Origin of the sequence: Nocardioides carbamazepini, assembly GCF_024614185.1 — a bacterium.
Taxonomy (GTDB): Bacteria; Actinomycetota; Actinomycetes; order Propionibacteriales; family Nocardioidaceae; genus Nocardioides; species Nocardioides carbamazepini.
In genome coordinates this window covers 640,087-666,182 of sequence record NZ_JAHTLF010000018.1, presented here as the reverse complement: position 1 = coordinate 666,182, position 26,096 = coordinate 640,087, and the positions used below count along the sequence as shown (strand labels likewise).

Below are 26,096 nucleotides of genomic sequence, written 5' to 3'. Positions count from 1 at the left end.
CCCGAGAGGAAGTGAGAGTGTCGTGAAGCAGGTCCCCGTCGAGGAGCCGACCGCCCTCGTCCCGCTGGCCGTCCCGGCCGGCGGCGTGGCCGCCGGGCTTCCCGCCCGCGACGACCACCGCCTGCGTGCCGGCTTCCGCCGGCACGCGCTCGGGCTGCCCGTGCGCGCCACCACGCTGACCTGGGAGTCCGGCGCCGCGGTGGCGCCCGGCACCGGCTTCGTGGTCGAGGCGACGCTCGGCGGTGAGCAGGTCTGGAGGACCGCGACCGACCGTCCGGTCGCGGTCCTCCCGGCCGACGTCGCCGGGACCGCCCGTCGTCTGGCGTGGCAGGTGCGCAGCGCGGACGGCGCGTGGACCAGCGAGACCGCGACCGTGGAGTTCGGGCTCGCCGACACCGCGGCGTGGCAGGCGCCGTGGATCGCCGCGCCGGCCCATCCCTTCGCCCGGGAGACCGACGACCCCGCGCCGTACCTGCGCCGCGAGGTCGAGCTCGCCGAGGTCCCCGAGACCGCGCGGCTCTACGTCACCGCGCTCGGCATCTACCGGATCTGGGTCAACGGCACCGAGGTCACCGCCGACGACCTGCTCCGCCCCGGCTGGACCGAGTACGGCGTCCGCGTGCACCACCAGACCTTCGCCGTCGAGGCGCACCTGCGCGCGGGCAGCAACGTCATCGCGGTCGCGCTCGCCAAGGGCTGGTACGCCGGTCGTCTCGGCCTGCTCCGCTACCCCGGCCTCTACGGCGAGCGCCCCGCGCTGCGCCTGCAGCTCGAGGCCACCAGCGCCACCGGCGAGCGGACCCTGCTGCTCGGCACGTCGGAGGAGTGGCGCGCCGGCACCGGCGCCGTCCGCGCCACCGACATGCTGCGCGGTGAGATCCTCGACCTGCGCCGCGAGCCGCGCGGCTGGACCGAGCCCGGGTACGACGACAGCGGCTGGACGTCCGCCGAGACCGTCGCGCCCGACCCGCTCCCCGAGATCACCCCCCAGCCGCACGACACGGTCAGCGTCCTCGAGGTCCGCACCGGCGCGATGGTGCGCGAGCACGGGCGCGGCCCCGTCGTCTTCGACTTCGGCCAGAACCTGGTCGGCTGGACCCGGATCACCTCACGGTTGCTGCCGCGCACGGAGGTCGTCGTCCGGCACGGCGAGATGCTCACGCCCGAGGACCTCGTCTACCGCGACAACCTGCGTGGGGCGTTCCAGGAGGACCGCTTCGCCGGTGACGGCGAGGACCGACAGACACTGGAGACCCGGTTCACCGTCCACGGCTTCCGCTACGCCGAGGTCTGGGGCCTGCCCAGCGACAACCCCTACGGCAACTACGAGCTGCCCGCCGACGTCGAGGTCGAGGCGGTCGCGCTCACCGCGCTGCCCGAGAAGGTCGGCCGGTTCGAGAGCGGCAACGAGCTGCTCGACTCCTTCGCCTCCGCGGTCGAGTGGACCGTGCGCGACAACTTCATCGAGGTCCCGACCGACTGCCCCCAGCGCGACGAGCGCCTCGGCTGGCTCGGCGACGCCGGCGTGATCTCCCCGACCGCGCGCTACTTCCTCGACGTGGCCGCATTCCTGGGCAAGTTCGTCCAGGACATCGCCGACACCCAGGGCCCCGACGGCGAGATCTGGTCCTACGTCCCGCCGGTGCCCCCGGGCACCCTCCGTCCGGGCGCGCCGGGCTGGGCCGACGGCTTCGTGCGGATGGCGCACGTCCTCGCCGACACCTACGGCGACCTGACCACCGTCGACCGGATCTTCCCCGCGCTGGAGCGCTTCTGCGCCCACGTCGACCGGGAGAACCCCGACGGCCTGCGGGTCAACGCCGTCGGCGCCGACTTCGCCGACTGGCTCTCGCTGCCCGAGAAGGACGGCGAGCCGCTGCACCCGGGCTACGCCTGGACCGGCGCCCGCTCGACCGCACCCCGCCCCGTGGTCGGCACCGCACACACCTACCGTTCGCTGCGCCAGCTCGCCGACCTCGCGCGCTGGACCGGCCGCGACACCGAGGCACGCCGTCTCGACGAGCGCGCCGAGGAGGTGCGCGCGGCGTACCGCAAGGCCTTCGTGGGCGACGGCCTGGAGATCGCCGACGCGACCCAGACCGTCTACGCCCAGGCCATCGGCTTCGGCATCTTCGAGGACGACGACGCCACGGTGGCCGCCGAGCGGCTCGCCGCGATGGTCCGCAGCCGCGGCTACGTCACCACCGGCATCCACGGCGTCCAGCACGTCATGCCCGCCCTGATGCGGCACGGTCACGCCGACCTCGCGTACGACGTGCTGCTGCGCGAGGAGATGCCCGGCTGGCTCTACATGGCAGCGCGCGGCGCGACCACCGTGTGGGAGAAGTGGGACGGGCTGCGTCCCGACGCCACCCTCTCGACCGCGCAGATGAACTCCTTCAACCACTGCGCCCTGGGCGCGGTCGGTGCCTCCCTCTTCGAGGAGATCGCCGGCATCGGCGTCGGCGGCGCGCTCCGCGCGGGCCGGATCGACGTGCGCCCGGTCTACTCCGAGCGGCTCGGCTGGGCCGGTGCCGTGCACGACAGCGCGCTCGGCCGGGTCGGCAGCCGCTGGGTGCACCACGGCGACCGGGTCGAGCAGGAGGTCGTGGTCCCGGCCGGCGCCACGGCCGCGTTCACGGCGCCCGACGACTGGCAGCTCGACGTACTGGACGTACGAAACTCACGCCTGGCTGCTGATACTTCGTCGGTCCAGCGTGAGATTCGCCGGTCGACCGGCGAAACTCCCGCGGCCGCCCTCACCCAGCTCACCCCCGGCACCCACCACCTCGTGCTCTCCCGGAGGCGTCAGTGAACCGCGCCCGCCTGCTCCGGATCGGCCTCAAGGTGCTGCGGCTCGCCGCGGTGCTGCTGGTCGTCTCGTCGCTCTGCTTCTTCAGTCTCTCGCTGCTCCCGGGCGACCCCGCCCGGCTGATGCTCGGCGACACCGCCACCGACGAGGCCGTCGCGACCCTGCGCTCGCAGCTCGGTCTCGACCTGCCCACGATGGAGCGCTTCGGCCACTGGCTGGGCGGCGTCCTGCAGGGCGACCTCGGTGAGTCGTACCGCACCGGTCAGTCGGTGACCCAGGTTCTCGCCGAGCGCGCCCCGGTCACCGTCGAGCTGATCGTGCTCAGCCAGGTCATCGCACTCGGCCTCGCCGTCCCGGCCGCGATCGTGGCCGCCCACCGTCGCCGCACCGGCACGGACCGGGCACTGAGCCTGTGGGTGTTCACCGCGCTGTCCACGCCGGACTTCGTCGTCGGCGTGGTGCTGATCTGGATCCTCTCGGTGCACCTGGGCTGGTTCCCGGCCAACGGCTACGCGCCGTGGTCCGACGGCGTCGGGCCGCACCTGTCGTCGCTGATCATGCCCGCGATCGCCCTCGCCGGCACGTCCTTCGCCCTCTACCAGCGGGTGCTGCGCGCCGACCTGGTCGAGACGCTGCGCCAGGACTACATCGAGGTCGCGCGGGCCAAGGGGCTCTCGCTGACCCGGATCACGTTCCGGCACGCGCTGCGCCCCAGCCTGCTGGGCCTCAGCACCCAGATCGGCGTCACGGTGGGCATGCTGATCGGCTCGACCGTCGTCGTGGAGTCGCTCTTCGGCCTGCCCGGCATCGGCGACGAGCTCGCCGGCGCCGTCACCGCCCGCGACTACGTCGAGGTGCAGGGCCTGGTGCTCGTCATCGCGACCTGCTTCGTGCTGGTCAACGCGCTGGTCGACGTCCTCTATCCCGTGATCGATCCGCGGCTGGCCTCGTCGCGCCGTGCCCGAGGAGGTGCCCGATGACCGCCACCGCACCCGTGCCGGCCCCGGTGCCGACGCCCGAGCCCCGGCCGGCCCGCCGCCGGTCCCGCCGCGGCGGCCGCTGGACGATCGCCGAGCGGCTCTCGGCCGGCTGGCTGGTCCTGCTCGTCGGCGGCATGCTCCTGCTGCCGGCACTGCGCGGGATCGACCCGCTCGACATCGGCGCCGAGAGCCGGTTCGCCAAGCCCGGCGCCGAGCACTGGCTGGGCGCCGACAACCTCGGCCGCGACCTGCTCGCCCGAGCGCTCGACGGTGCCCAGGTCTCCGTGCTGATCGGTGTCGGCTCGGTACTCATCGCCGCCCTGATCGGCGTACCACTGGGCATGTTGTCGGCCTACTACGGCGGACCGGTCGCCGCGGTGGTCTCGTTCGTGGTCGACGTGATCCTCGCCTTCCCGGGCCTGGTGCTGGCCCTGGGCCTGGCCTCCTTCCTCGGCGCGAGTGTCACCAACGTGATGATCGCGATCACCGTGCCGATGTTCCCGGTGTTCGTCCGGCTGGCCCGTGCCCAGACGCTGGCGCTGCTGGAGACGGAGTACCTCGAGGCCAGCGAGGTGATCGGTACGCCGGTCCTCTCGATCATGCGCCGCGACGTGCTGCCCAACATCGCCGAGGCGATCCTCGCGTTCGGCTTCGTCAGCATCGGCCGCGCGATCCTCATCGAGGGCAGCCTGAGCTTCCTCGGCATCGGCGTCCCGCGCACCCAGCCCACGTGGGGCGGAATGATCAACGAGGGCCGCATCTACATGACCACCGACCCGCTGCTGATCCTCGTTCCGGGCGCCTTCCTGCTGCTGACGATCCTCAGCCTCAACCTCATCTCCGACCGCTTCCTGGTCGACGGTGACCCCGTGACGGGAGCGCGCGCATGAGCGCCGCGGTGCCGACACCGGCGGTGCTCCCCGAGCCGGGCGAGCCGCTGCTCCGGGTCCGCGACCTGGTCGTCGAGTTCCGCACCGCCAACGGACCGCTCCGGGCCGTCGACGGCGTCAGCCTGGACGTGGCCCGCGGTCAGCGGGTCGGCATCGTCGGCGAGTCGGGCTCGGGCAAGTCCGTCCTGTCCCGCACGGCGATGGGTCTGCTCGGCCGCAAGGATGCCCGGATCAGCGGCGAGATCACCTTCCGTGGCCGCGACCTGCTCGCCATGAGCGACAAGCAGCGCCGCGAGCTGTGGGGCCGGGAGATCGCCATGGTCTTCCAGGACCCGCTGAGCTCGCTGCACCCGATCACGCCCATCGGCCAGCAGATCGTCGAGACCCTGCGCCGCGACCCGGCGCTGGACAAGGCCAAGGCGCGCGCCCGGGCGCTCGAGCTGCTCGACCTGGTCGGCATCCCCCAGGCCGAGCGGCGCTTCCGCTCCCGGGCGCACGAGCTCTCCGGTGGCATGAGGCAGCGGGTGATGATCGCGATCGCGGTCGCCAACAGCCCGTCGCTGCTCTTCGCGGACGAGCCGACCACCGCGCTCGACGTGACGGTCCAGGCCCGCATCCTCGAGCTCTTCGACGAGCTGTGCCGCGAGCTCTCGATCGGCCTGGTCATGGTGAGCCACGACCTGGGCGTCGTCGCCCGCCACACCGACGCCGTCTCGGTCATGTACGCCGGCCGGATCGCCGAGCAGGGCCGGGTGGACGACGTGCTGCGCTCGCCGCGGATGCGCTACACCAGCGCGCTGCTCGCGGCCATCCCGCGGATCGAGCCGGGCCGCCGGGCCCTCCCGCGGCCGATCGGCGGCCTGCCGCCCGACCTGGTGAACCCGCCGGCGGGCTGTCGGTTCGCGCCGCGCTGCGCCCACGCGGTCGCCGCCTGTACTGACCAGGTCCCCGTGCTGGAGCCCTCGGCCGACGTACCGGACCATGCCTTCGCGTGCTGGAACCCCACGGAGCACCCTGACCGGACGGAGGTCGCGCGATGACCACGACCACCTCGCCCGTGCTCGAGGTCCAAGGCGGCGGGGTCACCTTCCGCGATGCCGACCGCAACGAGTTCCGCGCGATCGACGCCGTCGACCTGCAGCTGCGCCGGGGCGAGATCCTCGGCCTGGTGGGCGAGTCGGGCTGCGGGAAGTCCACCACCGCGCGGGTCCTGATGGGCCTGCAGCGGCTGACGAGCGGTCGGGTCCTGCTCGACGGCGCCCCCGTCGCCGGCGGGCGTCGTTCGCTCGCGCCCCGGGTGCAGGCGATCTTCCAGAACCCCGCCGGCTCGTTCAACCCGCGCCGCTCGCTGCTCGACTCGGTCGCCGAGCCGCTGCGGGTGTGGAAGCAGGGCAACGCGACCGAGCGCCGCGAGCGCGCTCTCGAAGAGCTTGCCCGCGTGGGCATCTCCCCCCAGATGGCGCAGCGCCGTCCCTCGGAGGTCTCCGGCGGCCAGTGCCAGCGCGCCGCCATCGCCCGCGCCACGGTACTGCGGCCGGAGGTGCTCATCTGCGACGAGCCGGTCTCGGCGCTCGACGTGTCGATCCAGGCCCAGATCCTCGAGCTGCTCGCCGAGCTGCGTGAGGAGCAGGGGCTGGCGATGCTCTTCATCTCCCACGACCTCTCGGTGGTCGCGACGCTCTGCGACCGCACCGCTGTGATGTACGCCGGCACGGTGGTCGAGCAGGGGGACACCCCTGACGTCACCGACCGGCCGCGGCACCCGTACACCGCGATCCTCCACGACTCGGTCCCGACGCTGGCCCCGTCCGCCTCGGCGGCGACCGGCCTGCGGATGCGGCCCGCGACCGGCACGGTCGACGGCCGCGCCGAGCCCGGCTGCCGGTTCGCCGCCCTGTGCCCCCTGGTGCAGGACGACTGCCGCGCGGCCCGACCCGACCTGCAGCCAGGAGCTCACACCGCCGCCTGCCTGCACCCGCTCGGTGCCTGATCCCACCGGCACCCAGCACCCCCAACGCACGCCGACGTGCGTCGATCACAAGGAGAAGAGATGACCACATTCGGATCTGGCGGGCTCGGACGCCTCCGGACCGCGATGGCTGCCTCGGTAGCGGGCGTCCTGTTGTTCGCAGGCTGCTCCGGCGGCGGCTCGAGCTCCGACTCCGGTGACCCCCAGTCCGGCGGCACCCTCAAGGTCGGCATGAGCTCGGAGGTGACCACGCTCGATCCCGCCAAGGGCTCGGCCAACGCGATGGCGCTCACCGGCTACGCCATCTACGACACGCTGATGAAGGTGGAGAAGCTCGGCGACGAGCCGCAGCCGAACATCGCGGAGTCGATGGAGCCCAACGCCGACTTCACCGAGTGGACGATGAAGCTCCCCACCGGCCTGAAGTTCAGCGACGGCACACCGTTCGACGCGGCCGCGGTGAAGTTCAACATGGACCGCCACCTCGACCCGAAGACCGCGTCGACGGCGGCCTCGCTGCTGTCGTCGGTGGAGTCCGTCGAGGCCCCGGACGCGACCACTGTCGTGTTCCACCTCGAGCAGGCCTACGCGGGCCTGCCCTACGCCCTGTCGTACGACGGCAGCGGCACCGCCGGCTACATCGCCTCGCCGACCGCGTTGCAGGAGTTCGGCGACGACTACACCAGCCACGCCGCGGGCGTGGGCCCGTACAAGCTCGAGTCGTGGGGCCCGGGCAAGGACACGGTGCTGGTCCGCAATCCCGAGTACTGGGGCGAGGACGAGCCGTACCTGGACAAGGTGCAGATCCGCCTGATCGAGGACGAGCAGGCCCGCTTCCAGGCCCTGCAGGCCGGTGACATCGACTATGCGCCGACGATCAACCCGACGATCATGCTGCAGGCCAAGAACGATGCCTCGGTCAACTTCGTCCAGGGTGTCGGCAGCGACCAGGACTCGATCGTCCTCAACACCACCAAAGCCCCCTTCGACGACATCCGGGTCCGCCGGGCCGTCTCGATGGCGCTCGACCGCGACGAGATCGTCGAGCTGACCAAGGAGGGCATGGCCGAGCCGGCCGTCAACCTGTTCCCGGAGTCCGACCCGTTCCACGACGATCACGAGGTCCCGGGCTTCGACCTGGACGAGGCGAAGAAGCTGGTCGAGGAGTACGAGGCGGAGACCGGCAAGGACCTCTCCTTCAACTACATGTGCCGCCCGACGGTCAACACCACCGACGTCATCGAGCGCCAGCTCACCGAGGCCGGTTTCGACGTGACGGTCGACGTGCAGGAGAGCACGACCGCGGTCTCCAACTTCATCGCGGGCAAGTACGACGCCGCCTGCTGGACGATGGCGGGATTCCTGACCCCCGACCTGCTGCCGTACCGGTTCTTCCACTCCACCGGCGACCTCAACAGCGCCGGCTTCGCGAACGCCGAGTTCGACAAGCTGGCCGACGACGCGCGCCTGACGTCCGACCCGGCGGAGCGCAAGGAGCTGTGGGGCCAGGCCGACGGCATCCTCACCGAGGAGCTGCCGTGGGTGTGGACGACCAGCCAGCCGATCGGCTTCGTGTCCTCCAAGAAGGTCCACAGCGCGGACCTCGACGACCCGAGCCGCCTGCGGTACTACGTGCCGACGGTCAACAACGTCTGGCTGTCGAAGTAGCCGGCTGACCGGCAGCCGATCCGGAGGAAGGGAACGATCATGGAGAACACAGCACAGCGACCGAGGGTCGCCGTCGTGACGGGCGCCGCGTCCGGCATCGGCCGGGCCACCGCCGAGCTGTTCGCCGCCCGGGGCTTCACCGTGGCCGCGCTCGACATCGCCGAGGACCGGCTGCGCCGGGCGGCGGCCGAGGCCCCTTCCTCCGGGTCCGCGAGGATCCATCCGGTGCCGGTCGATGTCGCCGACCGGGACCGGGTGGGTGCCGCCGTCGACGAGGTGGCGGCAGCTCACGGCGGCATCGACGTCGTCGTCAACTGCGCCGCCAGCTTCCTCGCCCGCGGTCTCGACGTCACCCCGGACGAGTGGGACGCAGTCCTGCGCGTCAACGTCCGCGGCATCAGCAACGTCGTCCAGGCGGCACACCCGCACCTCGCCCGCTCCACCGGTGCGGCGATCGTCAACACGTCCAGCGTCTCCGCGCACGTCGCCCAGCCCCAGCGCTGGACCTACAACACCACCAAGAGCGCCATCGTCGGCCTCACCCGGTGCATGGCCATGGACCTGGCCGCCGACGGGATCCGGGTCAACTCGGTCTCGCCCGGGTGGATCTGGACCCCCGAGGTCGCCGCCGCGGCCGCCGACGGCGGCCGTGAGCGCTGGGAGCCCGTCTGGGGCCGCTTCCACCTGCTCCGCCGGCTCGGCGAGGCGGCCGAGGTCGCCGCCGCGATCGGCTTCCTGTGCTCGCCCGAGGCCAGCTTCATCACCGGCGTCGACCTTCCCGTCGACGGCGGCTATCTCGCCATGGGCCCCGAGGGGCTCGGCGACACCTCCAGCTTCGCCGGCTCGGCCTGAGCTTCGGCGTCCGACACGACAAGAGAGTTCCCATGCGAAGAATCGTCATCACCGACACCAACCTGGGCGACGGGTCCCACGAGCGCGCCGAGCTCGGCGACGGGTACGACGTGACGCTCGCCGGCGTGCTCACCGAGGACGAGGTGATCGCGGCCGCCCAGGACGCCGAGGGGATCCTCGTGCAGTGGGCGCCGATGACCGAGCGCGTCTTCGCCGCGCTGCCGGGGCTGCGGGCCGTGGTGCGCTACGGCATCGGCCTCGACAACATCGACCTCGACGCCGCGGCCCGCCACGGGGTCCCGGTCAGCAACGTGGACGACTACTGCATCGCCGAGGTCGCGGACCATGCGGCGGCCTCGATCTACGCCCACAGCCGCCGGCTCACCGTGGCCGCCCGCAGGGTCGCCGAGGCCGGCTGGGGCACGGCGGGCATCGCCGCGCCGCTGCCGCCGGCCCAGGATCCGGTCGGCATCGCCGGATTCGGCCGGATCGGCCGGGCGGTCGCCGACCGCGTCGCCGCGCTCGGCTTCCCGGTGCATGTGTGGGACCCGTTCGCCACCGACCTCCCGGCGTCCGTCACCCGGCACGCGACGCTCGGGGAGCTCGCCGAGGCGGTCCACCACCTGACGCTGCACATGCCGTCCACGGCGGAGACCGCCGGCTGCGTCGACGCGGCGGTGCTCGCCGCGCTCGGCGAGGGTGGGCACCTCGTCAACACCGCCCGCGGCGCGCTGGTCGACGAGGACGCCCTGCTCGCCGCGCTCGATGCGGGGACGCTCGGCTTCGCCTCGCTCGACGTGCTCTCCAGCGAGCCGCCGGCCGGGGTCGCCGCGCAGGTCGCCGCGCACCCCCGGGTGCTGGTCAACCCGCACATCGCCTACCTGTCGACCGAGTCGCTGCCCCAGCTGCGGATCCGGGCCGCGGTCAAGCTCGCCGCCCTGCTCGAGGACGCCGCGCGATGAAGGCGCTCGTGTTCACCGGTCCCGGCGTCGTGGAGCTCCAGGACGTTCCCGAGCCGGTCGCGGGCGAGGGCGAGGTGGAGATCCGGGTCGTCGCGTCCGGCATCTGCGGCAGCGAGCTGCACGGCATCGCCCACACCGAGTTCCGCAAGCCGCCGCTGGTGATGGGGCACGAGTTCTCCGGCACGACGCCGGACGGCCGCCGGGTCACGGTCAACCCGCTGCTCAGCTGCGGCACCTGCGCCGCCTGCGCCCGCGGGGACGAGCAGCTGTGCGAGACCCGCGCCATCATCGGCATCGACGTCCCCGGCGCCTTCGCCGAGCGGGTCGTCGTCCCGGCGCGCGCCGTCCGCGAGCTGCCCGACGGGCTCTCCTTCGCCGAGGCGGCCCTGGTCGAGCCGCTCGCCAACGCCGTGCACGCGGTGCGGCTGGCCGGGCTCGGCCCGGACAGCCGGGTCGCCGTCCTCGGCGCCGGCACGATCGGGCTGACCTGCCTGCTGGTCGCCCTCCAGCACACCGCCGACGTCACTGTCACCGACCTGGCACCCGACCGGCTCGCCCTCGCGGCGGCCCTCGGCGCCGCGCACACCGCCACCGCGCTGGAGGGCCACTACGACGCGATCATCGACGCCGTCGGCGCCGAGGCGACGCACCGGGCGTCGGTCGACTCCCTGCGTCCCGGCGGGACCGCGGTGTGGATCGGGCTGCTCAGCGCGAGCGCCGGCTTCGACGGCCAGGAGATCGTCCGCGCCGAGAAGCGCGTGGTCGGCTCATACTGCTACACGCCGCGCGACTTCGACGAGGCGCTCGACCTGGCGACCCGGGTTCGCCTGGACTGGGCCACGCTGTTCCCCCTCACCGAGGGAGCGGCGGTGTTCTCGAGCCTCATGTCGGGCGTCACCGAGACGACCAAAGCACTGTTGATGCCGTGATCGACGAGGCAGGGGAGAAGGAGGAGCGATGACGTTCGGAGTGCGGGTGCTTCCGCTGGGGACCGGTGAGGTGCCCGGCCCGGAGGTCTACTGGATGTCGGACTGGGACCAGTGGTACGAGCTGGCCTTCCAGGCCTTCCTCATCGAGGGGGACGGCATCCGGGCACTGGTCGGCACCGGTCCGGCGCGGGACCTGACCCCCATGAACGAGGGCTGGGCCTCGTTCCTCGGCGAGCGTGCGGCCTTCCGCCGCGAGCCCGGGCAGTGGCTGCCCGATCAGCTCGACGCGCTCGGCGTCCCGCTCGACAGCATCACCCACGTGCTGCTGACGCCGCTGCAGCTCTACACGACGGCCAACGTGCTGGCCTTCGAGCAGGCGCAGGTCTGTCTGACCCGGCGCGGCTGGACGCACTTCCACACCAGCCACCGGCATCCGCACGACGACCGGGACACCTCGCTCACGCCGGACGTCGTCGCCCAGCTCACCGGCCCGGCCTGGGAGCGGGTGCGGCTGCTGGACGACGAGGACGAGATCGCCCCGGGCCTGCGCACCTGGTGGACCGGCTCGCACCACCGGGCCTCGATGGCGGTGGAGGTCGACACACCGGCCGGCGTCGTCACCATCACCGATGCCTACTTCACCGAGCGCAACCTGCGCGATGACCACCCGATCGGCATCTGCGAGAACATCTACGAGGCGCTCGCGGCGCACGACCGGGTGCGTCGTACCGCCGACATCGCCCTCACCCTGTACGACGCCGGGCAGCTCGCGCGCTTCCCGGACCGGGTCGTCGCGCCGGTGCCGCGATGAACCACCCCGCTCGACCCTCCGCTGCCCCGCTTCGCTCGTCGACGGCCCATCGACCGGGGATCCCGGCATGAGCGCGCCGGTCAAGTCCGCGGACCGGGTGCTGCTCATCTTCGAGCTGCTCACCGAGCACCCCGACGGGCTCACCCTGGCCGAGGTGCAGCAGCGGATGGGGCTGCCCAAGAGCAGCGCACACGGTCTGCTGCACACGATGGTGATGCGCGGCTTCCTCGACCTCGACCCGGCCACGAAGCGGTTCCGGATCGGGATAAGGCTGTGGCAGGCGGGGCGCGGCTACCTCAGCGCCGCGTCGATCGAGAACCTCGCCCTTCCCTACATGGCCACGGTCCGCGACGCGCTCAACGAGACCGTGCAGCTCGCCGTCCTCGACGGCGCCGACAACGTCTACGTCGCCAAGGTCGATCCCGATCACCAGCTGCGGCTGGCATCGCACGTCGGTGCCCGGCTCCCGGCGTACGCCACCGGCATAGGGAAGGCGCTGCTGAGCACCCTGGACGACGAGGAGATCCTGCGCCGCGTCGGCGACGAGCCCTTCACCCGCTACACGAGCACCACCCTGCCCGGCCCCGAGGCGCTCATCGCCGAGATCCGCGAGATCCGCGCGCAGGGCTACGCCGAGGACCACGCCGAGTACACGCCCGGGGTCTTCTGCGTCGCCGTGCCGCTGGCCCGCACGGCCGAGCACCAGCCGGCGATCAGCGTGTCCATCCCCGACGTCCGCAAGACCGACGAGCTGATCGCGCAGGCGATCAGCTCGCTCCGGGACGCCGCCGCGGCCATCGCGGCGCGGATCGCCTGAGCAGCGCCGCCCGGCGTCTCCTCCCACGACCCCTCCACGACCCCTCCACGACCCCTCCACGACCCCTCCACGACAAGGAGCAGTTCCCCCATGGAGTTCTTCAGGTACGGCGCCCCCGGGACCGAGCAGCCGGCGGTCCGTGACGACGCCGGGACGACGTACGACCTGCGTGGCCTGACCGCCGACATCGACGGCGCCTTCCTCGCCGCCGACGGCATCGCCCGGACCCGCGCGGCCCTCACCGCCGGGGAGCTCCCTGCGCTGGCCCTCGCCGACGGCGTGCGCATCGGCGCCCCGATCGCCCGCCCCCAGGCGGTCAGCTGCATCGGCATGAACTACGCCGCCCACGCCGCGGAGTCGGGCGCGGAGCCGCCGGCCGTGCCGGTGCTGTTCTACAAGCACCCTGGCACCGTCATCGGTCCCGACGACGACGTGCTGCTGCCCGTAGGCTCGACCCGCAGCGACTGGGAGGTCGAGCTCGGCGTCGTCGTCAAGGACACCCCGCGCCACCTCTCCGACGACGCCGACCCGCTGGCGTACGTCGCCGGCTACGTCACCGCCAACGACCTGTCCGAGCGGGCCAGCCAGCTCGAGCACTCCGGCGGTCAGTGGTCGAAGGGCAAGTCGGCCGAGACCTTCTGTCCCGTCGGCCCGGTGCTGCGCCCGGCCGACGAGATCGACCCCCAGGCGCTGCGCCTGCGCTCGTGGGTCAACGGTGAGCCGCGCCAGGACTCGTCCACCGCCGACATGGTGTTCACCGTCGCCGAGATCATCCGGCACCTGAGTCGCCACGTGTACCTCGCGCCCGGCGACCTGGTCCTCACCGGCACCCCCGAGGGCGTCGCGCTGTCGGGCCGGTTCCCCTACCTCGCCGAGGGCGACGTGATGGACCTGGAGATCGAGGGACTGGGCCACCAGCGTCAGCACGTCGGCCAGACCCTGGGGTGACCCGGGCCGACCGCCGCCGCCGAGCCGCTGCTGCCCGTCTGCTCCGGGGCGCAGCGGGTACGCCCTGTGGATGGACGACGAGGTACTCCACGGCTACCTGCAGCATCACTGGGCCGGCTCCACGGCGGGGGTGTCGCTGTTCCACCGCGTCGCCCGGACCCACGGCATCCCGACCGTCGCCGCCGCGGTCGGGCAGCTGGCCGACGAGGTGGCCCAGGAGCGGGAGACGATGCGCCGGATCATGCACGACCTCGGCACCCGACCGAGCACGCTCGGGACGGTCGCGGCGAAGGTCGGCGCCGAGCTGGGGCGGCTCAAGCCCAACGGCCGGATCCTCACCCGTGCGCCCCTGACCGATCTGGTCGAGATCGAGGCGCTGCGGATCGCGGTGTTCGGCAAACGCAGCGGCTGGGAGGTGCTGCGCTCCCTCGCCGGCGACGACCCACGGCTCGACCCGGCACTCCTCGACGACCTGGTCAGCCGCTCCGAGCGCCAGCTGGAGACGCTGGCGCAGCTGCATCTGGCCACCGCCCGCCGACGGATCGTGGCATGAGGGTCGTCGTCACCGGAGCATCCGGCAACATCGGCAGCGCGACCCTCCGCGAGCTGACGGCCGGTGGCCGGCACGAGGCGGTGGCCGTCGCCCGGCGCCGACCGGAGCTGTCCGACCGGGCCGTCGCCGAGGCCTCGGTGACGTGGCGCCCCGCCGATGTCGGCACCGACGACCTCGACCCGCTGCTCGACGGCGCGGACGCGGTGATCCACCTCGCGTGGCGCTTCCAGCCGACCCACCGCCCCGAGAAGACCTGGCGGACCAACGTGGTGGGGACCCGCCGCCTCCTGGCCGCCGTACGACGACAGCGGGTCCCCGTCCTGGTGTGCGCCTCGTCCGTGGCGGCCTACTCCCCGGCAGCGCACGACGATCCCGTCGACGAGGGCTGGGAGACCGACGGATCGTCGTCGGCGGCCTACTGTCGCGAGAAGGCGTACAACGAGCGCGTGCTCGATGCGTTCGAGGCGGCCGGCGACGGCACCCGGGTCGTCCGGGTCCGGCCGGCCTTCGTGTTCCAACGCTCGGCGGCGAGCGAGCAGCGGCGGATCTTCGGCGGCCCCCTGCTGCGTCCGCGGATGCTGGACCGCCGGTTGATCCCCGCGCTGCCGGTGCCGCGCGGCCTGCGGCTGCAGGCCGTGCACGCCGAGGACGTGGCTCGGGCGCTCGTGGCGGCGGTCGAGCGTCCGGTGTCCGGGGCCTTCAACCTGGCGGCCGACGGCCTGCTGCGCCGCGCGGAGCTCGGTGAGATCGTCGGGGCCCCGACCGTCGAGGTCCCGCCGCGGCTGGTCAGCGGAGCGCTCGACCTCGGCTGGCTCGCCCACCTGGTCGGCGTCCCGGGCTCGCTCGCGGATGCGCTGCTCGCCGTACCCGTCCTCGCGGCGGACCGGGCTCGGGCCGAGCTCGACTGGCAGCCGCGGCACACGGCCGCCGACGCGGTCGACGCCTTCCTCTCGGGTGCCGCGCAGTCGGCCGGCTCCGGGATGCCACCGCTGCACCCCTGACCGCCCGCGCCCCGGCCGGGGGTGATGGGATCGACCCGTGACGGGGGTGCTGGAGGGGTTCGCGACCATCGCGATCGTCATCGCCCTCGGTGCCCTGCTGGCCGACCGGGGGATCGTCGACGCCCACGGTCAGCGCAGCCTGTCGCTGGCCTCCTTCTACCTCGCCAGCCCGGCCCTGCTGGTCACCGTGCTCGAGGACACCGACCCGTCGCGGGTGCTGTCCGGGCCGCTGGTCGCGACCGCCGCGGGGGTGGTCGTCAGCGCCGGGACCATGGCCGTGGTCGCGCGGATCCGCCGCCTCGACGCCGGGACGTCGGTGGTGGCCGCCCTGTGCTCGGCGTACGTCAACGCGGGCAACCTCGGCATCCCGATCGCGGCGTACGCGCTGGGTGACGCGGCGCTCGTCGTACCGGCGCTGCTGATGCAGCTCCTCGTGCTCCAGCCGCTGGCGCTGACGGTGCTCGACGTGGTGACCAGCCCGGAGCGGCCGTCGGTCCTCAAGATGCTGCTGCGGCCGGTCACCAACCCGCTCACGATCGCCTCCTTCGCCGGCCTGCTCCTCGCCGCGACCGATGTCGAGCTGCCGCAGACGGTGCATGCGCCGCTGGAGCTGGTCGGCGGGATGGCGGTGCCCGCGATGCTCATCGCGTACGGCGTCGCGCTGCGCCTCGGCCCGCTGCCGGGGCGCGGGGTGACGCCCCGGGCGCTCGCCACGGTGACCTCGCTGAAGATGGTGGTCCAGCCGGTGACGGCGTACGTCGTCGGGCGGTTCGGCGTCGGCCTGGAGGGGACGGAGCTGTTCGCGGTCACCCTGCTCTCGGCGCTGCCGACGGCGCAGAACGTGTTCGTCGTGGCGATGCGCTACGAGCGCGGCGTCCTGCTGGCCCGCGACGCCATCTTCGTCTCCACGATCGCCTCCGCCCCGGTGGCCGTCGTGATCTCGGCCCTGCTCGCCTGACCACCTCCCGGGAGCCGGCGGGGCGATGCCGTAGGTTCTGGCCGTGGGTGTCGTCGGCAACATCGATCGCGGGCAGCGGAAGAGATCCGTCTTCGGCTTCCCGCTCGCGGTCGTGTACAAGTTCTTCGACGACCAGGGCAACTACCTCGCGGCGATCCTGACGTTCTACGCCTTCCTCTCGATCTTCCCGCTCCTGCTGCTCGCGACCTCGATCCTCGGCTTCTTCCTCGACGGCAACCCACGGCTGCAGGAGCAGGTGCTCGACTCGGCGCTCGGCCAGTTCCCGATCATCGGCGACCAGCTCGGCCGGCCGGCCGGCATCAAGGGCTCGACCGGCGGCATCATCGTCGGCTCCCTGACCGCGCTGTACGGCGCGCTCGGGCTCGGCCTGGCGCTGCAGAACGTGCAGTCCGCGGCGTGGGCGGTGCCGCGCAACAGCCGCCCGCACCCGGTGATGACCCGGGTCAACAGCCTCTTCCTGCTCTTCGTCGCGGGCACCTTCATCTTCACGATCTCGATCGGCTCGGCCATCCTCACCGAGACCGACCTGGTCGGCTCCCTCTCGCGGCACGGCTGGTTCCACTGGATGGTGCGGCTGCTGACCGTGGCGATCCTCGGCTCGGCGATGACCGTGCTGCTGCGGGTGGCCGCCGCCCGCGCGATCCGGGACCGGGGCATCCGGGCGGCGCCGGGCGGGTTCACGGTCGCGGTGCTGTGGCAGTTCCTGCAGTACATCGGCACCGCCTACGTCACCAACGTGATCGCCAGCGCCGACCGCAACGGCATGGCCACCTTCGGGGTCGTCCTCGGCCTGATGGGCCTGCTCTACATCGGCGCGATCATGGGCGTGCTCGGCATCGAGGTCAACGTCGTCCTCGCCCGCAAGCTGTGGCCGCGCGCCCTCCTCACGCCGTTCACGGACTCCGTCGACCTCACCGAGGCGGACCGCCGCGCGTACGCCATGTATGCCCAGATGCAGCGGCACAAGGGCTTCGAGACCGTCGCCGTCCGCTTCGACGGCCGCGACGGCGACTCCCACGAGATCGTCCTCGACCCGCGCACCGAGCAGATCCTCAAGCAGCACATCCCCGGCCGCCCGCCGCGGCCGGAGGCGGCCGACGAGCCGACCCAGCCGGTGAAGCTCCGCGACTCCCTGCCGCCCTCGGTCTGAGCACTCGGACCGGGTCCGACCGGGTCGGATCGCGTCAGGCCGCCTGACGCGATCGGCACCGGTGTCGGAAGGGGCCCCTGTTCCAGGCTCCGCTCCACAGGGCGTGGATCGTCAGGTGTGAGCGCGCCGGGCTCGGGAGATGACCGGGCCATGGACGAGATCGATGAGCTGCTCGACCGCCAAGATGGCGTGATCGCCCGCCGGCAGGTGCTGGCGGCCGGCTGGACGCAGACCCGGATCGCGCGGATGCTGCGCCGTCGGGAGTGGGTCCCGGTCCACCCGGGCGTGTACGTGAGCCACACCGGACCACTGACCTGGCAGCAGCGCGCCTGGGCGGCCGTGCTCGCGTGCTGGCCCGCCGCCCTGGGCGGCTGGTCGGCCGTCCGAGCTCACGAGGGGCCGGGCCGGCGGATCCCGCCCGACGATGCGCCGATCGAGGTGGTGGTCCGCCACGGACGTCACCCCGTGCGGCTGCCGGGCGTGCGCGTACGTCGGTCCCGGCGCTTCGACGAGGCCGCACAGCTGCACGCGAGTCCACCCCGCCAGCGGTACGACGACGCCATCATCGATCTCGCGGACCGGGCTCGCGACGAGGTGCGCGCGGTCGCGGTGCTGGCGGACGCCTGCGGCGGACGGCGTACGACGGCGGACCGGTTGCTGCGTCGCGCGACGGAGATGTCCCGCCTGGCCAGGCGGGACCTGATCGTCGCGGTGCTGGCCGATGTCGCCGAGGGCACCTGCTCGGTGCTCGAGCACGCGTATCTCACCCGAGTCGAGCGTCCGCACGGACTGCCGCCAGGTCTTCGCCAGGTCGCTGACGTCGGGGCGGATGGGAGGCGGGTGCTCCGCGATGTCGTCCACGGGGGCACTCGCCCGCGCTGGCGCCAGGTGGTCGAGCTCGACGGGCGGATGTTCCACGACTCGTCGACGGCGCGGGATCGTGATCTCGAGCGGGACCTCGACGCGGCGTTGGGTGGCGCCGACACGGTGCGCCTCGGCTACGGCCAGGTCGTCGGCCGGCCGTGTGCCACGGCCGGGAAGCTGGCCCGTCTCTTCGCGCTGCGCGGCTGGCAGGGCGCGCCGCGGACCTGTCCCGACTGCGCCGCGCCTGAACGGGTCGGATCGCGTCAGGCTCCTTGACGTGATCCGACCCGCTGACCTGGCGCCCGCGTCACCCCAACGCCGGGCCAACCCGGGGCACGACATGATGAGACTGTCGTCCGCGCCGAGGCGGACCGTGGATCTCCGAGAGCAGGGAGCAGTTCAGATGACGCAGCAGGTCAAGGCCGTGGTGGCGCGGGTCAAGGGTGCGCCGGTGGAGGTCGTGACGATCAATGTGCCGGACCCGGGGCCGGGTGAGGCGGTGGTGAAGGTCCTCTCGTGCGGGGTGTGCCACACCGATCTGCACTACCGCGAGGGTGGGATCAACGACGAGTTCCCGTTCTTGTTGGGCCACGAGGCCTCCGGTGTGGTGGAGGCGGTCGGTGCGGATGTCACGTCGGTCGCGGTGGGTGATTTCGTGGTGTTGAACTGGCGGGCGGTGTGTGGTGAGTGCCGGGCCTGCCGGCGTGGTGATCTGCAGTACTGCTTCAACACCCACAACGCGAAGCAGAGGATGACCCTGGCAGAGGGGCCGGATGCGGGGACCGAGCTCTCGCCCGCGTTGGGGATCGGTGCGTTCGCGGAGAAGACCCTGGTCGCGGCCGGTCAGTGCACCAAGGTCGACGCCTCGGCCCGTCCGGCTGCGGTGGGTCTGTTGGGGTGTGGGGTGATGGCCGGCATCGGGGCCGCGATCAACACCGGTGGCATCACCCGGGGCAGGTCGATCGCGGTGATCGGGTGTGGTGGGGTCGGGGTGGCCGCGATCGCGGGTGCCGCGTTGGCGGGCGCGTCGCCGGTCATCGCGGTCGACATCGACGCGAAGAAGCTCGCCAAGGCGCGTGAGATGGGCGCGACCCACACCGTCGACTCCAGCCAGTGCGATCCGGTGGCGGAGATCAAGCGGATCTGTGGCGAGGTCTACGAGGGTGCTGAGGGTGCCGATGTGGTGGTCGAGGCGGTGGGTCGTCCCGAGACGTGGAAGCAGGCGTTCTACGCCCGTGACCTGGCCGGCACCGTGGTCCTGGTCGGTGTCCCGACCCCGGACATGAAGGTCCCGGACCTGCCGTTGATCGACGTGTTCGGACGTGGTGGTGCGTTGAAGTCCAGCTGGTACGGCGACTGCCTGCCCAGCCGGGACTTCCCGATGCTGGTCGACCTCTACCAGCAGGGGCGTCTGGACCTGGACGCGTTCGTGACCGAGGAGATCGGTATCGACGACATCGAGGCCGCGTTCGCGAAGATGCACCACGGTGACGTGCTCCGCTCGGTCGTGATCCTGTGACCGCTGGCTCACCGGCTGGATCACCGGCTGGATCACCGGCTGGGTCACCGGCTGGATCGTCGGCTGGGTCACCGGCTGGATCGTCGGCTGGATCGTCGGCTGGGTCGTCGGTGCGGGTCGATCACGCGGTCACGTCGGGCACGTTCTCGTTGGACGGGGAGACGTTCGAGGTCGACAACAACGTGTGGGTTGTCGGTGACGACACCGAGTGCGTGGTGATCGATGCGCCCCACTCGGTCGAGGACATCCTCGCGGTGGTCGCCGGGCGACGAGTGAAGGCGATCATCTGCACCCACGCCCACGACGACCACGTCCGCGTGGCGCCGCAACTGCGGGAGAAGGTCGTCGCGCCGATCCTGCTGCACCCCCACGACAAGCCGCTGTGGGAGCTCACCCACACCGACCACCTGTGGGACGTCGACCTGTCCGACGGGCAGGTCATCGAGGTCGCCGGCACCTCACTGCGGGTGATCCACACCCCGGGCCACGCCCCGGGAGCGGTGTGTCTGTACGCCCCCGAGCTGGGGTGCGTGTTCACCGGCGACACCCTGTTCCACGGCGGTCCGGGAGCGACCGGGCGCTCCTACAGCGACCGGCCCACCCTCGAGGCATCGATCCGGGCCCGGCTGTTCGACCTGCCCGCCGACACCGTGGTCCACACCGGCCACGGCGACGACACCACCATCGCCGCGGAGCGCGACCTGCTCGGCGCCTAGCTTCGCTGCCTGCCGTCAGTCGCGCAGCAGCCTGCGCAGGCGGGCCAGGGTCTCCTCGTCGAGGCCCAGCCCGTCGCGCAGGTACGCCGACCGGTCGCCGTACCGCTCCTCGACGGTCGCCCAGGCTGCGTCGAGGTACTCCACGTCGACCACGAGCGTCGGCTCGTAGGCGGCGACGGCCTCGGGCCCGGCGTGGCGGGCGATCTCCGCCTCCACCCGGGCCCGGCTCGCGGCGCTGCGTGCGTTGGTGAGCAGGTAGTCGCTCTCGATCGTCGGGTCGTCGACGCCGGCGAGGTGGAGCAGCAGGGCGGCGACCCAGCCGGTGCGGTCCTTGCCGGCCGAGCAGTGGAACAGCTGGCGTCCACCGGTGGCGAGCTGGCGGAGCACGGCGCCGAAGGCGGCCCGGGAGTGTGGCTCGGTGACGAAGGTCCGGTACACCTCGTCCATCAGCTCGACCGCCTCCTGCCTCGAGGTGAGACCGGCCATCCGTTCCAGCGGGATGCCGATCGCGTCGAAGTGCAGGCCCGCGACGCCGGGGATCTCCGGGTCCGGATGCAGCGCGATCTCCGCCGGCGAGCGCAGGTCGATGATCGCGCGCAGGCCGAGGTCGGTGAGGGCGGCCAGGTCGACCTCGGTCAGGCGCAGGTCGTTGGAGCGGTAGAACACGCCGGTACGGAGGCTGCCGCCGTCGCGCGTCGCGTACCCGGTCCCGGCGACGTCGCGGAAGTTGTCGGCCGACGCCAGCCGGAGGTACTCCTGTTCATCGGTCACGGAACGACCCTAGATGAGTGACTCCAAGGGGCCGCACGCCGCTCGCACGCCTCCTTGGAGTCACTCATCGGAGTCACTCATCCAAGGCCTCATCCGTGGCGAGGCGGCCGCGGGACGAACCGCGAGGTGCGGGCGGCGTACTCCGGGTAGCCGGGCCGCCGCATCATCGTCTGCTCCAGCAGCCGGGCGCCCGTCGCCTCGCTGAGGAACCAGGTCATCGCGGCGGGCGCGACGACCGTGGCCAGGCCCGTGACCCAGCCGGACGCGAGGCCGCCGGCGAGCCACAGGCCCCACCACACGCAGGCGTCGCCGAAGTAGTTCGGATGCCGGGTCCACGCCCACAGCCCGGTGTCGAGGACCTGGGGGCGCCGGTCGCGGGGCAGGGAGCGGTACGCCGCCAGCTGGGCGTCGCCGACCGCCTCGAAGAACAGCCCGACCGCCCACACGACCGCGCCCAGCACCACGACCGGCCACCAGCGCACCTCCCGCACGATGCCGACCGAGACCGGCAGCGCGATGACCGGGACGAGCGCGCCCTGCAGTGCGAAGACCTTGCGGACGGCCCGCGCCATCCCCACCTCGGCCAGGGTGCCGCCGAGCAGCTTCTCGTAGCGCGGGTCCTCACCACGGTGCTGGGCCGTCCGCCGCCCGATGTGCCACGCCAGGCGGCCGCCCCAGAGCACGACCAGCCCGACCAGCAGCCAGGTCCGCGGGCCCGAGCCCGCTTCCCCGACCGCCGCTCCCGCCCCACACACGAGCGCCGCTCCGGCGAATGCCGCCCCCCAGGCGACATCCACGACGGCCACACGGCCCTGCTGCCGCGCGACCAGCGCGGTCACCGCCATCACCACCGCGGCGACGACGACGGACAGCGCGATGCTGACCAGGACGTCGGTCATCGCGACTCCCGTCGGGTGAGGGTCAGCTGGTGGTCGTCGAGGTACCCGGCGGCGAACCCGGCCCGGCAGTACTCCAGGTAGAAGTGCCACATCCGCAGGAAGGTCTCGTCGAAGCCCAGCTCCGTCACCCGCGCGTGGGCCGCGGTGAACGCCTCGTCCCACAGTCGCAGCGTGGTCGCGTAGTGCGCCCCGATCGCGAGGTCGTCGCTGATCCGCAGCGTCGTGTGCTGCCGGGTCGCCTCGTCGATCGCCCGCACCGACGGCAGCGCGCCGCCCGGGAAGACGTACTTCGTGATGAAGGTGTGCGTCGAGCGCGTGGCGAGCATCCGGTCGTGCGGCAGCGTGATCGCCTGCAGCGCCACCCTCCCGCCCGGAGCGAGGACATGGTCGAGCGTGCGGAAGTACGCCGGCCAGAACTCCCGGCCGACCGCCTCGATCATCTCCACCGACACGACGGCGTCGTACGCCGCGGGCGGCTCGTCGAGCAGCGCGCGGTAGTCGCACAGGTCGACCGCGACCCGGTCGGCGTGCCCGGCGGCCGCGATCCGCTCGCGGGCGAGCTCCTGCTGCTCGACCGACAGCGTGATCGATCGGACCGTGGCGCCCCGCGCGGCGGCGCGGATCGCGAGCTCGCCCCAGCCGGTCCCGATCTCCAGCAGCCGGCTGCCCGGGCCGACACCGGCCCGGTCGAGCAGCCGGTCGATCTTGCGGTGCTGTGCCGCGACGAGGTCGTCGGGGCCCGCCGTCGCCGGGTCGGAGAAGAGCGCGCTGGAGTAGGACAGGGTCGGGTCGAGGAACGCCGCGAACAGGTCGTTCGACAGGTCGTAGTGGTGCGCGACGTTGGCCCGCGTCTGTTCGCGGGTGCCGCGCTGGCTGTGCGGGATCCGGGTCACCACGAGCGAGCGCAGCCGCTGCAGGGGCTGCGGCACGAGCGTGGTCAGCTCGCGCGCCAGCACGGTGAGGAAGTCGCCGAGCACGCCGTCGCCGGGCCGGCCCTCCTCGGCCCAGGCGCCGCTCAGGTAGGCCTCGCCGAACCCGATCAGCTGGTCCCGGCCGATCCGGGCGAACAGCTCGTCGGGCCGCCGGACGACGACCGCGGGTCCGCCGCGCCCGAGCAGCTCCTCGGACCCGTCGGGGTGGCGGAGCCGCACGGTGACGTCGAGCCGGGCGACCGCGGTCCGGAACAGCCGCTCGGCGACACGGGCGGCGATGCCGCCGGTGCGGAGGCGGTCGGTGTCGGCGGTGGGCCGGGGCTGGACCGGGAGCCGTCGCGCCCACAGCGCGACGCCGTGCGCCCGGATCAGCCCCGCGCCACGCAGTCCGGCCAGGGGCAGCCGCGGTGGCGTGCAGGGGGTGCCGGTCAGGCTCGCGTCGAACCGGGCGCCGTCGTCGGTGACCAGGCGGACCCCCAGTCGCAGCCGTCCGGTCCCGGGGTCCGGTGGGGGAGCGAGCACCTCGTAGCGACCGTCGGTGGCGTGGAAGGGCGACACGTACATCGCCTTGTCGACCACGGACCGGCCGTCCGGCGTGGTCCGCCCCGGGTCGAGGAGGTAGGCGTGCCGGTCGCCGTAGGTGTTGTGCACCTCGACGACCGTCGCGTCGGGTGCGCCCGCGCCGGTCCGGTCGGCCCAGCACCAGTGCACCGAGATCGGGTTGAAGCAGTGCCCGAACGCTCGCGGCTGGGCGGCCATCAGGGCGCGGCCGTCGCGCAGGTCGAGGCCGTGGGTGGCGAGGAAGCGGTCGAGTCCGTCCCGCACGGTCCGGGTGTCGCCGGCGAAGTGGTCGCGCCCCTCGAACCGGCCGGGGACACCGTCGACCGTGCCGTCCCCGGCGATCCGGTCGAGGTCGACGACGCTCAGGTGCGAGCGGTGGGTGAATGCGTTGCGCAGCGGCTCGCGGCGGCGGTGGGTGAGGGTGGTGGCGTACATGGTGGCGTCCGTGGTGGCTGTCGCCACGGGGGCGCCGAGCCCCAGTCGCTCGACCGCCCGCCGGCCGGAGCGGGCGCCGTCCTCGTGGAACCCCCAGCCGTGGTAGGCCCCGGCGAAGACGACGCGGTCGGTGTCGATCTCCGGCAGCCGGGCCTGGGCGGCGACCGATGCGGGTGTGTAGAGCGGATGCGCGTAGGTACGGCGCACCAGCACCGTCGCCGGGTCCACGACGTCCTCGCCGCCCAGGGTCACCAGGTAGTGGGTCGCGGTGGGCAGCCGCTGCAGGCGGGTCAGGTCGTAGGTGACCTGCACCCGCTCCCGCGCGACGCGGGGACGGCGGAAGTTCCACGACGCCCAGGCATCGCGCGAGCGCGGCAGCAGCCGGGTGTCGGTGTGCAGCAGCGCCGTGTTGGTGGAGTACCGGATCGCGTCGAGCACCTCCTTCTGCTCCCGGGTAGGGGCGGCGAGCATGCCGAGGGCCTGGTCGGGGTGCGTGGCGACCACGACGGCGTCGTACTCCTCCCGTCCGGAGGGCGTGGTCACGTCCACGCCGTCGTCGGTCTCCTCGATCGCGAGCACCGGCGTCCCCGTGTGGATCCGCCCACCGGTGGCCTCCACGGCCGCGGCGATCGCGGCCACATAGGTGGCTGAGCCGCCGGTCACCGTGCGCCACGGCGGCGAGCCGAGGACGGCGAGCATGCCGTGGTGCCGGAGGAAGGCGAAGAGGTAGGCGGCCGGGTAGTCCAGCGCCGTGTCGGGGTCGCACGACCACACGGCCGCGACGAGCGGCTCCATGAAGTGCCGGCGGAAGTACGGCGAGAAGCCGTGCCGGTCGAGGAAGGCGGCCAGCGTCGTGAGGTCGTCGCCGGTGGACCCGTCGAGCAGCCGACGCGCGGCCCGGTGGAAGCGCGGGATCTCCGTCAGCATCCGCAGGTACGCCGGGTTGCGGTGGTTGCCCGCGCCGGCCGGGAACAGCCCGCGCCGCCCGAGGGCGCCGGCCCACTCCAGGCCGGTCACCTCGTCGCACGCCGACATCGACATCTCCGACTCCTGCGTCGGGATGCGCAGCTCGTCGAGGATCCCGGTCAGCACCGGGTAGGTGCGCCGGTTGTGGACGATGAACCCGCTGTCGATCCGCAGGACCCGGCCGGTCGGGTCGGTCACGGTGTGCGTGTCGGCGTGCCCGCCCAGCCGGATGTCGGCCTCGAGCAGGGTGACCTGGGTGTCGCCGGAGCGCGCGGCGAGGTAGGCCGCGGTGAGTCCGGCGACGCCGGAGCCCACCACGGCGAGGCGCCATGGGGTGGGAGGGGTCATCACGAGTCCAGGGGGAAGAGCGCGATCGGGTCGCTGGTCGGCTGCGGTGAGCCGCCGTCGGGCTCGACGGTGATGCCGACACCGGTCGCCTCGGACGCGTCGCCGTCGAGGACGTACGTCGTGTCCGGGTCGTCGGGCATCAGCCCGGCCGGCACCATCACGCCGGCGGGCGTCTGCAGCCACAGCTCGTAGGCCTTGCCGTCGGGTGCGCTCGCCATGTCGGTCGTCCGGATCAGCGCCCTGCCCTCGCTGCGCGAGATGACGATGGTGGCGGTCGACCCGTCCGGGAACGACTTCTCGACGGTGCTGGCGTCGGCGGCGGCCAGGATCCGCTCGGCCGCGGTCAGCTGCGGCGGCGCATCGTCGCCGTCCCACGGCTGCAACCAGGCGACCCCGACACCGAGCAGGAGCACGACGGCGGCGGCGACGGCGAGCAGGAGCGGCGTACGCCGGCGCAGGGCCGCGACCGTCCCGCCGGTCGGCTGCGGCGGCAGCGGGCGGATCCGCGCGATCCCGGCGAGCACCTGGTCCCGGACGGCGGCCGGCGGCTCGACGAGGTCACCGGTGCCGAGCACGGCGGCGGCCTCGCGGAGGCTGTCGACCTCGTCGCGGCACTCGGCGCACTGGGCCAGGTGGGCCTCGAACCGCACCCGCTCGAGGTCGTCGAGCGCGTCCACGGCGTACGCACCCGAGAGCGCGTGCACGTCCCACCCGTGGGTCTGGTCGTGGTCGCTCATCGGGGCCCCCGGGAAGCTGTTCGGCGG

At 72.9% G+C, this 26,096-nt stretch carries 23 protein-coding genes; 19 read left to right on the top strand and 4 right to left on the bottom strand.

Features of this window, described 5'->3' with window-relative positions:
* The first annotated feature begins 22 nt into the window (after positions 1 to 22).
* The 19 genes from KVF89_RS21855 (at position 23) to KVF89_RS21765 (ending at position 20,420) form a co-directional block, all read left to right on the top strand.
* Positions 23 to 2,815 carry a family 78 glycoside hydrolase catalytic domain gene (locus tag KVF89_RS21855; RefSeq protein WP_257428622.1) on the top strand — a complete coding sequence of 931 codons (2,793 nt, stop codon included), beginning with the start codon at positions 23 to 25 and terminating at the stop codon, positions 2,813 to 2,815.
* Complete coding sequence (locus KVF89_RS21850) at positions 2,812 to 3,792, top strand: ABC transporter permease (RefSeq protein WP_257428621.1); 981 nt, start codon at positions 2,812 to 2,814, stop codon at positions 3,790 to 3,792. The genes KVF89_RS21855 and KVF89_RS21850 overlap by 4 nt, the downstream gene beginning before the upstream one ends.
* Positions 3,789 to 4,682: an ABC transporter permease gene (locus KVF89_RS21845; RefSeq protein ID WP_257428619.1), complete on the top strand. Its 894-nt coding sequence runs from the start codon at positions 3,789 to 3,791 to the stop codon at positions 4,680 to 4,682. Before KVF89_RS21850 ends, KVF89_RS21845 begins: the two co-directional genes overlap by 4 nt.
* A complete protein-coding gene (locus tag KVF89_RS21840; RefSeq protein WP_257428617.1) occupies positions 4,679 to 5,722 on the top strand; it encodes an ABC transporter ATP-binding protein in 1,044 nt (347 codons plus the stop codon). The genes KVF89_RS21845 and KVF89_RS21840 overlap by 4 nt, the downstream gene beginning before the upstream one ends.
* A complete protein-coding gene (locus tag KVF89_RS21835; protein ID WP_257428616.1) occupies positions 5,719 to 6,672 on the top strand; it encodes an ABC transporter ATP-binding protein in 954 nt (317 codons plus the stop codon). Before KVF89_RS21840 ends, KVF89_RS21835 begins: the two co-directional genes overlap by 4 nt.
* A gap of 60 nt (positions 6,673 to 6,732) precedes the next feature.
* The gene (locus tag KVF89_RS21830; protein ID WP_257428614.1) at positions 6,733 to 8,319 is read left to right on the top strand and encodes an ABC transporter substrate-binding protein; all 1,587 of its coding nucleotides are present in this window, start codon (positions 6,733 to 6,735) and stop codon (positions 8,317 to 8,319) included.
* A 39-nt stretch (positions 8,320 to 8,358) separates the two neighbouring features.
* Entirely contained in the window at positions 8,359 to 9,171 is an 813-nt protein-coding gene (locus KVF89_RS21825) for an SDR family NAD(P)-dependent oxidoreductase (protein WP_257428613.1), read from the top strand.
* Between the two features lie 32 nt (positions 9,172 to 9,203).
* On the top strand, positions 9,204 to 10,133 hold the full coding sequence (locus KVF89_RS21820) for a C-terminal binding protein (RefSeq protein WP_257428608.1): 930 nt from the start codon (positions 9,204 to 9,206) through the stop codon (positions 10,131 to 10,133).
* On the top strand, positions 10,130 to 11,062 hold the full coding sequence (locus KVF89_RS21815) for a zinc-dependent alcohol dehydrogenase (RefSeq protein ID WP_257428606.1): 933 nt from the start codon (positions 10,130 to 10,132) through the stop codon (positions 11,060 to 11,062). Before KVF89_RS21820 ends, KVF89_RS21815 begins: the two co-directional genes overlap by 4 nt.
* Positions 11,063 to 11,090: 28 nt before the next feature.
* Positions 11,091 to 11,873 (top strand): MBL fold metallo-hydrolase, encoded by a 783-nt coding sequence (locus tag KVF89_RS21810; protein ID WP_257428604.1) that lies wholly within the window; start codon positions 11,091 to 11,093, stop codon positions 11,871 to 11,873.
* Between the two features lie 67 nt (positions 11,874 to 11,940).
* A complete protein-coding gene (locus KVF89_RS21805; protein ID WP_257428603.1) occupies positions 11,941 to 12,690 on the top strand; it encodes an IclR family transcriptional regulator in 750 nt (249 codons plus the stop codon).
* Between the two features lie 90 nt (positions 12,691 to 12,780).
* Complete coding sequence (locus KVF89_RS21800; RefSeq protein ID WP_257428601.1) at positions 12,781 to 13,638, top strand: fumarylacetoacetate hydrolase family protein; 858 nt, start codon at positions 12,781 to 12,783, stop codon at positions 13,636 to 13,638.
* Between the two features lie 70 nt (positions 13,639 to 13,708).
* Complete coding sequence (locus tag KVF89_RS21795) at positions 13,709 to 14,191, top strand: hypothetical protein (protein WP_257428599.1); 483 nt, start codon at positions 13,709 to 13,711, stop codon at positions 14,189 to 14,191.
* The gene (locus KVF89_RS21790; RefSeq protein WP_257428597.1) at positions 14,188 to 15,192 is read left to right on the top strand and encodes an NAD-dependent epimerase/dehydratase family protein; all 1,005 of its coding nucleotides are present in this window, start codon (positions 14,188 to 14,190) and stop codon (positions 15,190 to 15,192) included. Before KVF89_RS21795 ends, KVF89_RS21790 begins: the two co-directional genes overlap by 4 nt.
* A gap of 37 nt (positions 15,193 to 15,229) precedes the next feature.
* Entirely contained in the window at positions 15,230 to 16,150 is a 921-nt protein-coding gene (locus KVF89_RS21785; RefSeq protein WP_257428596.1) for an AEC family transporter, read from the top strand.
* A gap of 43 nt (positions 16,151 to 16,193) precedes the next feature.
* The gene (locus KVF89_RS21780; protein WP_257428595.1) at positions 16,194 to 17,321 is read left to right on the top strand and encodes a YihY/virulence factor BrkB family protein; all 1,128 of its coding nucleotides are present in this window, start codon (positions 16,194 to 16,196) and stop codon (positions 17,319 to 17,321) included.
* A 150-nt stretch (positions 17,322 to 17,471) separates the two neighbouring features.
* Entirely contained in the window at positions 17,472 to 18,461 is a 990-nt protein-coding gene (locus tag KVF89_RS21775; protein WP_257428593.1) for a type IV toxin-antitoxin system AbiEi family antitoxin domain-containing protein, read from the top strand.
* A gap of 127 nt (positions 18,462 to 18,588) precedes the next feature.
* A complete protein-coding gene (locus tag KVF89_RS21770; protein WP_257428592.1) occupies positions 18,589 to 19,704 on the top strand; it encodes an S-(hydroxymethyl)mycothiol dehydrogenase in 1,116 nt (371 codons plus the stop codon).
* A 110-nt stretch (positions 19,705 to 19,814) separates the two neighbouring features.
* Positions 19,815 to 20,420, top strand: a complete 606-nt coding sequence (locus KVF89_RS21765) for an MBL fold metallo-hydrolase (RefSeq protein WP_257428590.1) — start codon at positions 19,815 to 19,817, stop codon at positions 20,418 to 20,420.
* A gap of 15 nt (positions 20,421 to 20,435) precedes the next feature.
* On the opposite strand, the gene KVF89_RS21760 is transcribed toward KVF89_RS21765, so the two are convergent.
* The 4 genes from KVF89_RS21760 to KVF89_RS21745 all read right to left on the bottom strand — a co-directional run bounded on the left by KVF89_RS21760 (position 20,436) and on the right by KVF89_RS21745 (position 26,069).
* Positions 20,436 to 21,191, bottom strand: coding sequence for a tyrosine-protein phosphatase (locus KVF89_RS21760; protein ID WP_257428588.1), 756 nt, complete (start codon positions 21,189 to 21,191; stop codon positions 20,436 to 20,438).
* Between the two features lie 89 nt (positions 21,192 to 21,280).
* On the bottom strand, positions 21,281 to 22,090 hold the full coding sequence (locus tag KVF89_RS21755; protein ID WP_257428586.1) for a DUF1295 domain-containing protein: 810 nt from the start codon (positions 22,088 to 22,090) through the stop codon (positions 21,281 to 21,283).
* Positions 22,087 to 25,332: an FAD-dependent oxidoreductase gene (locus KVF89_RS21750; RefSeq protein WP_257428581.1), complete on the bottom strand. Its 3,246-nt coding sequence runs from the start codon at positions 25,330 to 25,332 to the stop codon at positions 22,087 to 22,089. Before KVF89_RS21750 ends, KVF89_RS21755 begins: the two co-directional genes overlap by 4 nt.
* Entirely contained in the window at positions 25,332 to 26,069 is a 738-nt protein-coding gene (locus KVF89_RS21745) for an anti-sigma factor (protein WP_257428578.1), read from the bottom strand. The genes KVF89_RS21750 and KVF89_RS21745 overlap by 1 nt, the downstream gene beginning before the upstream one ends.
* Positions 26,070 to 26,096: the final 27 nt, after the last annotated feature.

Bases quoted from the DNA above. Each gene is read 5' to 3' on its own strand.
- KVF89_RS21845 (WP_257428619.1), top strand. From the start codon at position 3,789: ATGACCGCCACCGCACCCGTGCCGGCCCCGGTGCCGACGCCCGAGCCC.
- KVF89_RS21840 (WP_257428617.1), top strand. From the start codon at position 4,679: ATGAGCGCCGCGGTGCCGACACCGGCGGTGCTCCCCGAGCCGGGCGAG.
- KVF89_RS21835 (WP_257428616.1), top strand. From the start codon at position 5,719: ATGACCACGACCACCTCGCCCGTGCTCGAGGTCCAAGGCGGCGGGGTC.
- KVF89_RS21830 (WP_257428614.1), top strand. From the start codon at position 6,733: ATGACCACATTCGGATCTGGCGGGCTCGGACGCCTCCGGACCGCGATG.
- KVF89_RS21825 (WP_257428613.1), top strand. From the start codon at position 8,359: ATGGAGAACACAGCACAGCGACCGAGGGTCGCCGTCGTGACGGGCGCC.
- KVF89_RS21820 (WP_257428608.1), top strand. From the start codon at position 9,204: ATGCGAAGAATCGTCATCACCGACACCAACCTGGGCGACGGGTCCCAC.
- KVF89_RS21815 (WP_257428606.1), top strand. From the start codon at position 10,130: ATGAAGGCGCTCGTGTTCACCGGTCCCGGCGTCGTGGAGCTCCAGGAC.
- KVF89_RS21810 (WP_257428604.1), top strand. From the start codon at position 11,091: ATGACGTTCGGAGTGCGGGTGCTTCCGCTGGGGACCGGTGAGGTGCCC.
- KVF89_RS21805 (WP_257428603.1), top strand. From the start codon at position 11,941: ATGAGCGCGCCGGTCAAGTCCGCGGACCGGGTGCTGCTCATCTTCGAG.
- KVF89_RS21800 (WP_257428601.1), top strand. From the start codon at position 12,781: ATGGAGTTCTTCAGGTACGGCGCCCCCGGGACCGAGCAGCCGGCGGTC.
- KVF89_RS21795 (WP_257428599.1), top strand. From the start codon at position 13,709: ATGGACGACGAGGTACTCCACGGCTACCTGCAGCATCACTGGGCCGGC.
- KVF89_RS21790 (WP_257428597.1), top strand. From the start codon at position 14,188: ATGAGGGTCGTCGTCACCGGAGCATCCGGCAACATCGGCAGCGCGACC.
- KVF89_RS21775 (WP_257428593.1), top strand. From the start codon at position 17,472: ATGGACGAGATCGATGAGCTGCTCGACCGCCAAGATGGCGTGATCGCC.
- KVF89_RS21770 (WP_257428592.1), top strand. From the start codon at position 18,589: ATGACGCAGCAGGTCAAGGCCGTGGTGGCGCGGGTCAAGGGTGCGCCG.
- KVF89_RS21755 (WP_257428586.1), bottom strand. From the start codon at position 22,090: ATGACCGACGTCCTGGTCAGCATCGCGCTGTCCGTCGTCGTCGCCGCG.
- KVF89_RS21750 (WP_257428581.1), bottom strand. From the start codon at position 25,332: ATGACCCCTCCCACCCCATGGCGCCTCGCCGTGGTGGGCTCCGGCGTC.
- KVF89_RS21745 (WP_257428578.1), bottom strand. From the start codon at position 26,069: ATGAGCGACCACGACCAGACCCACGGGTGGGACGTGCACGCGCTCTCG.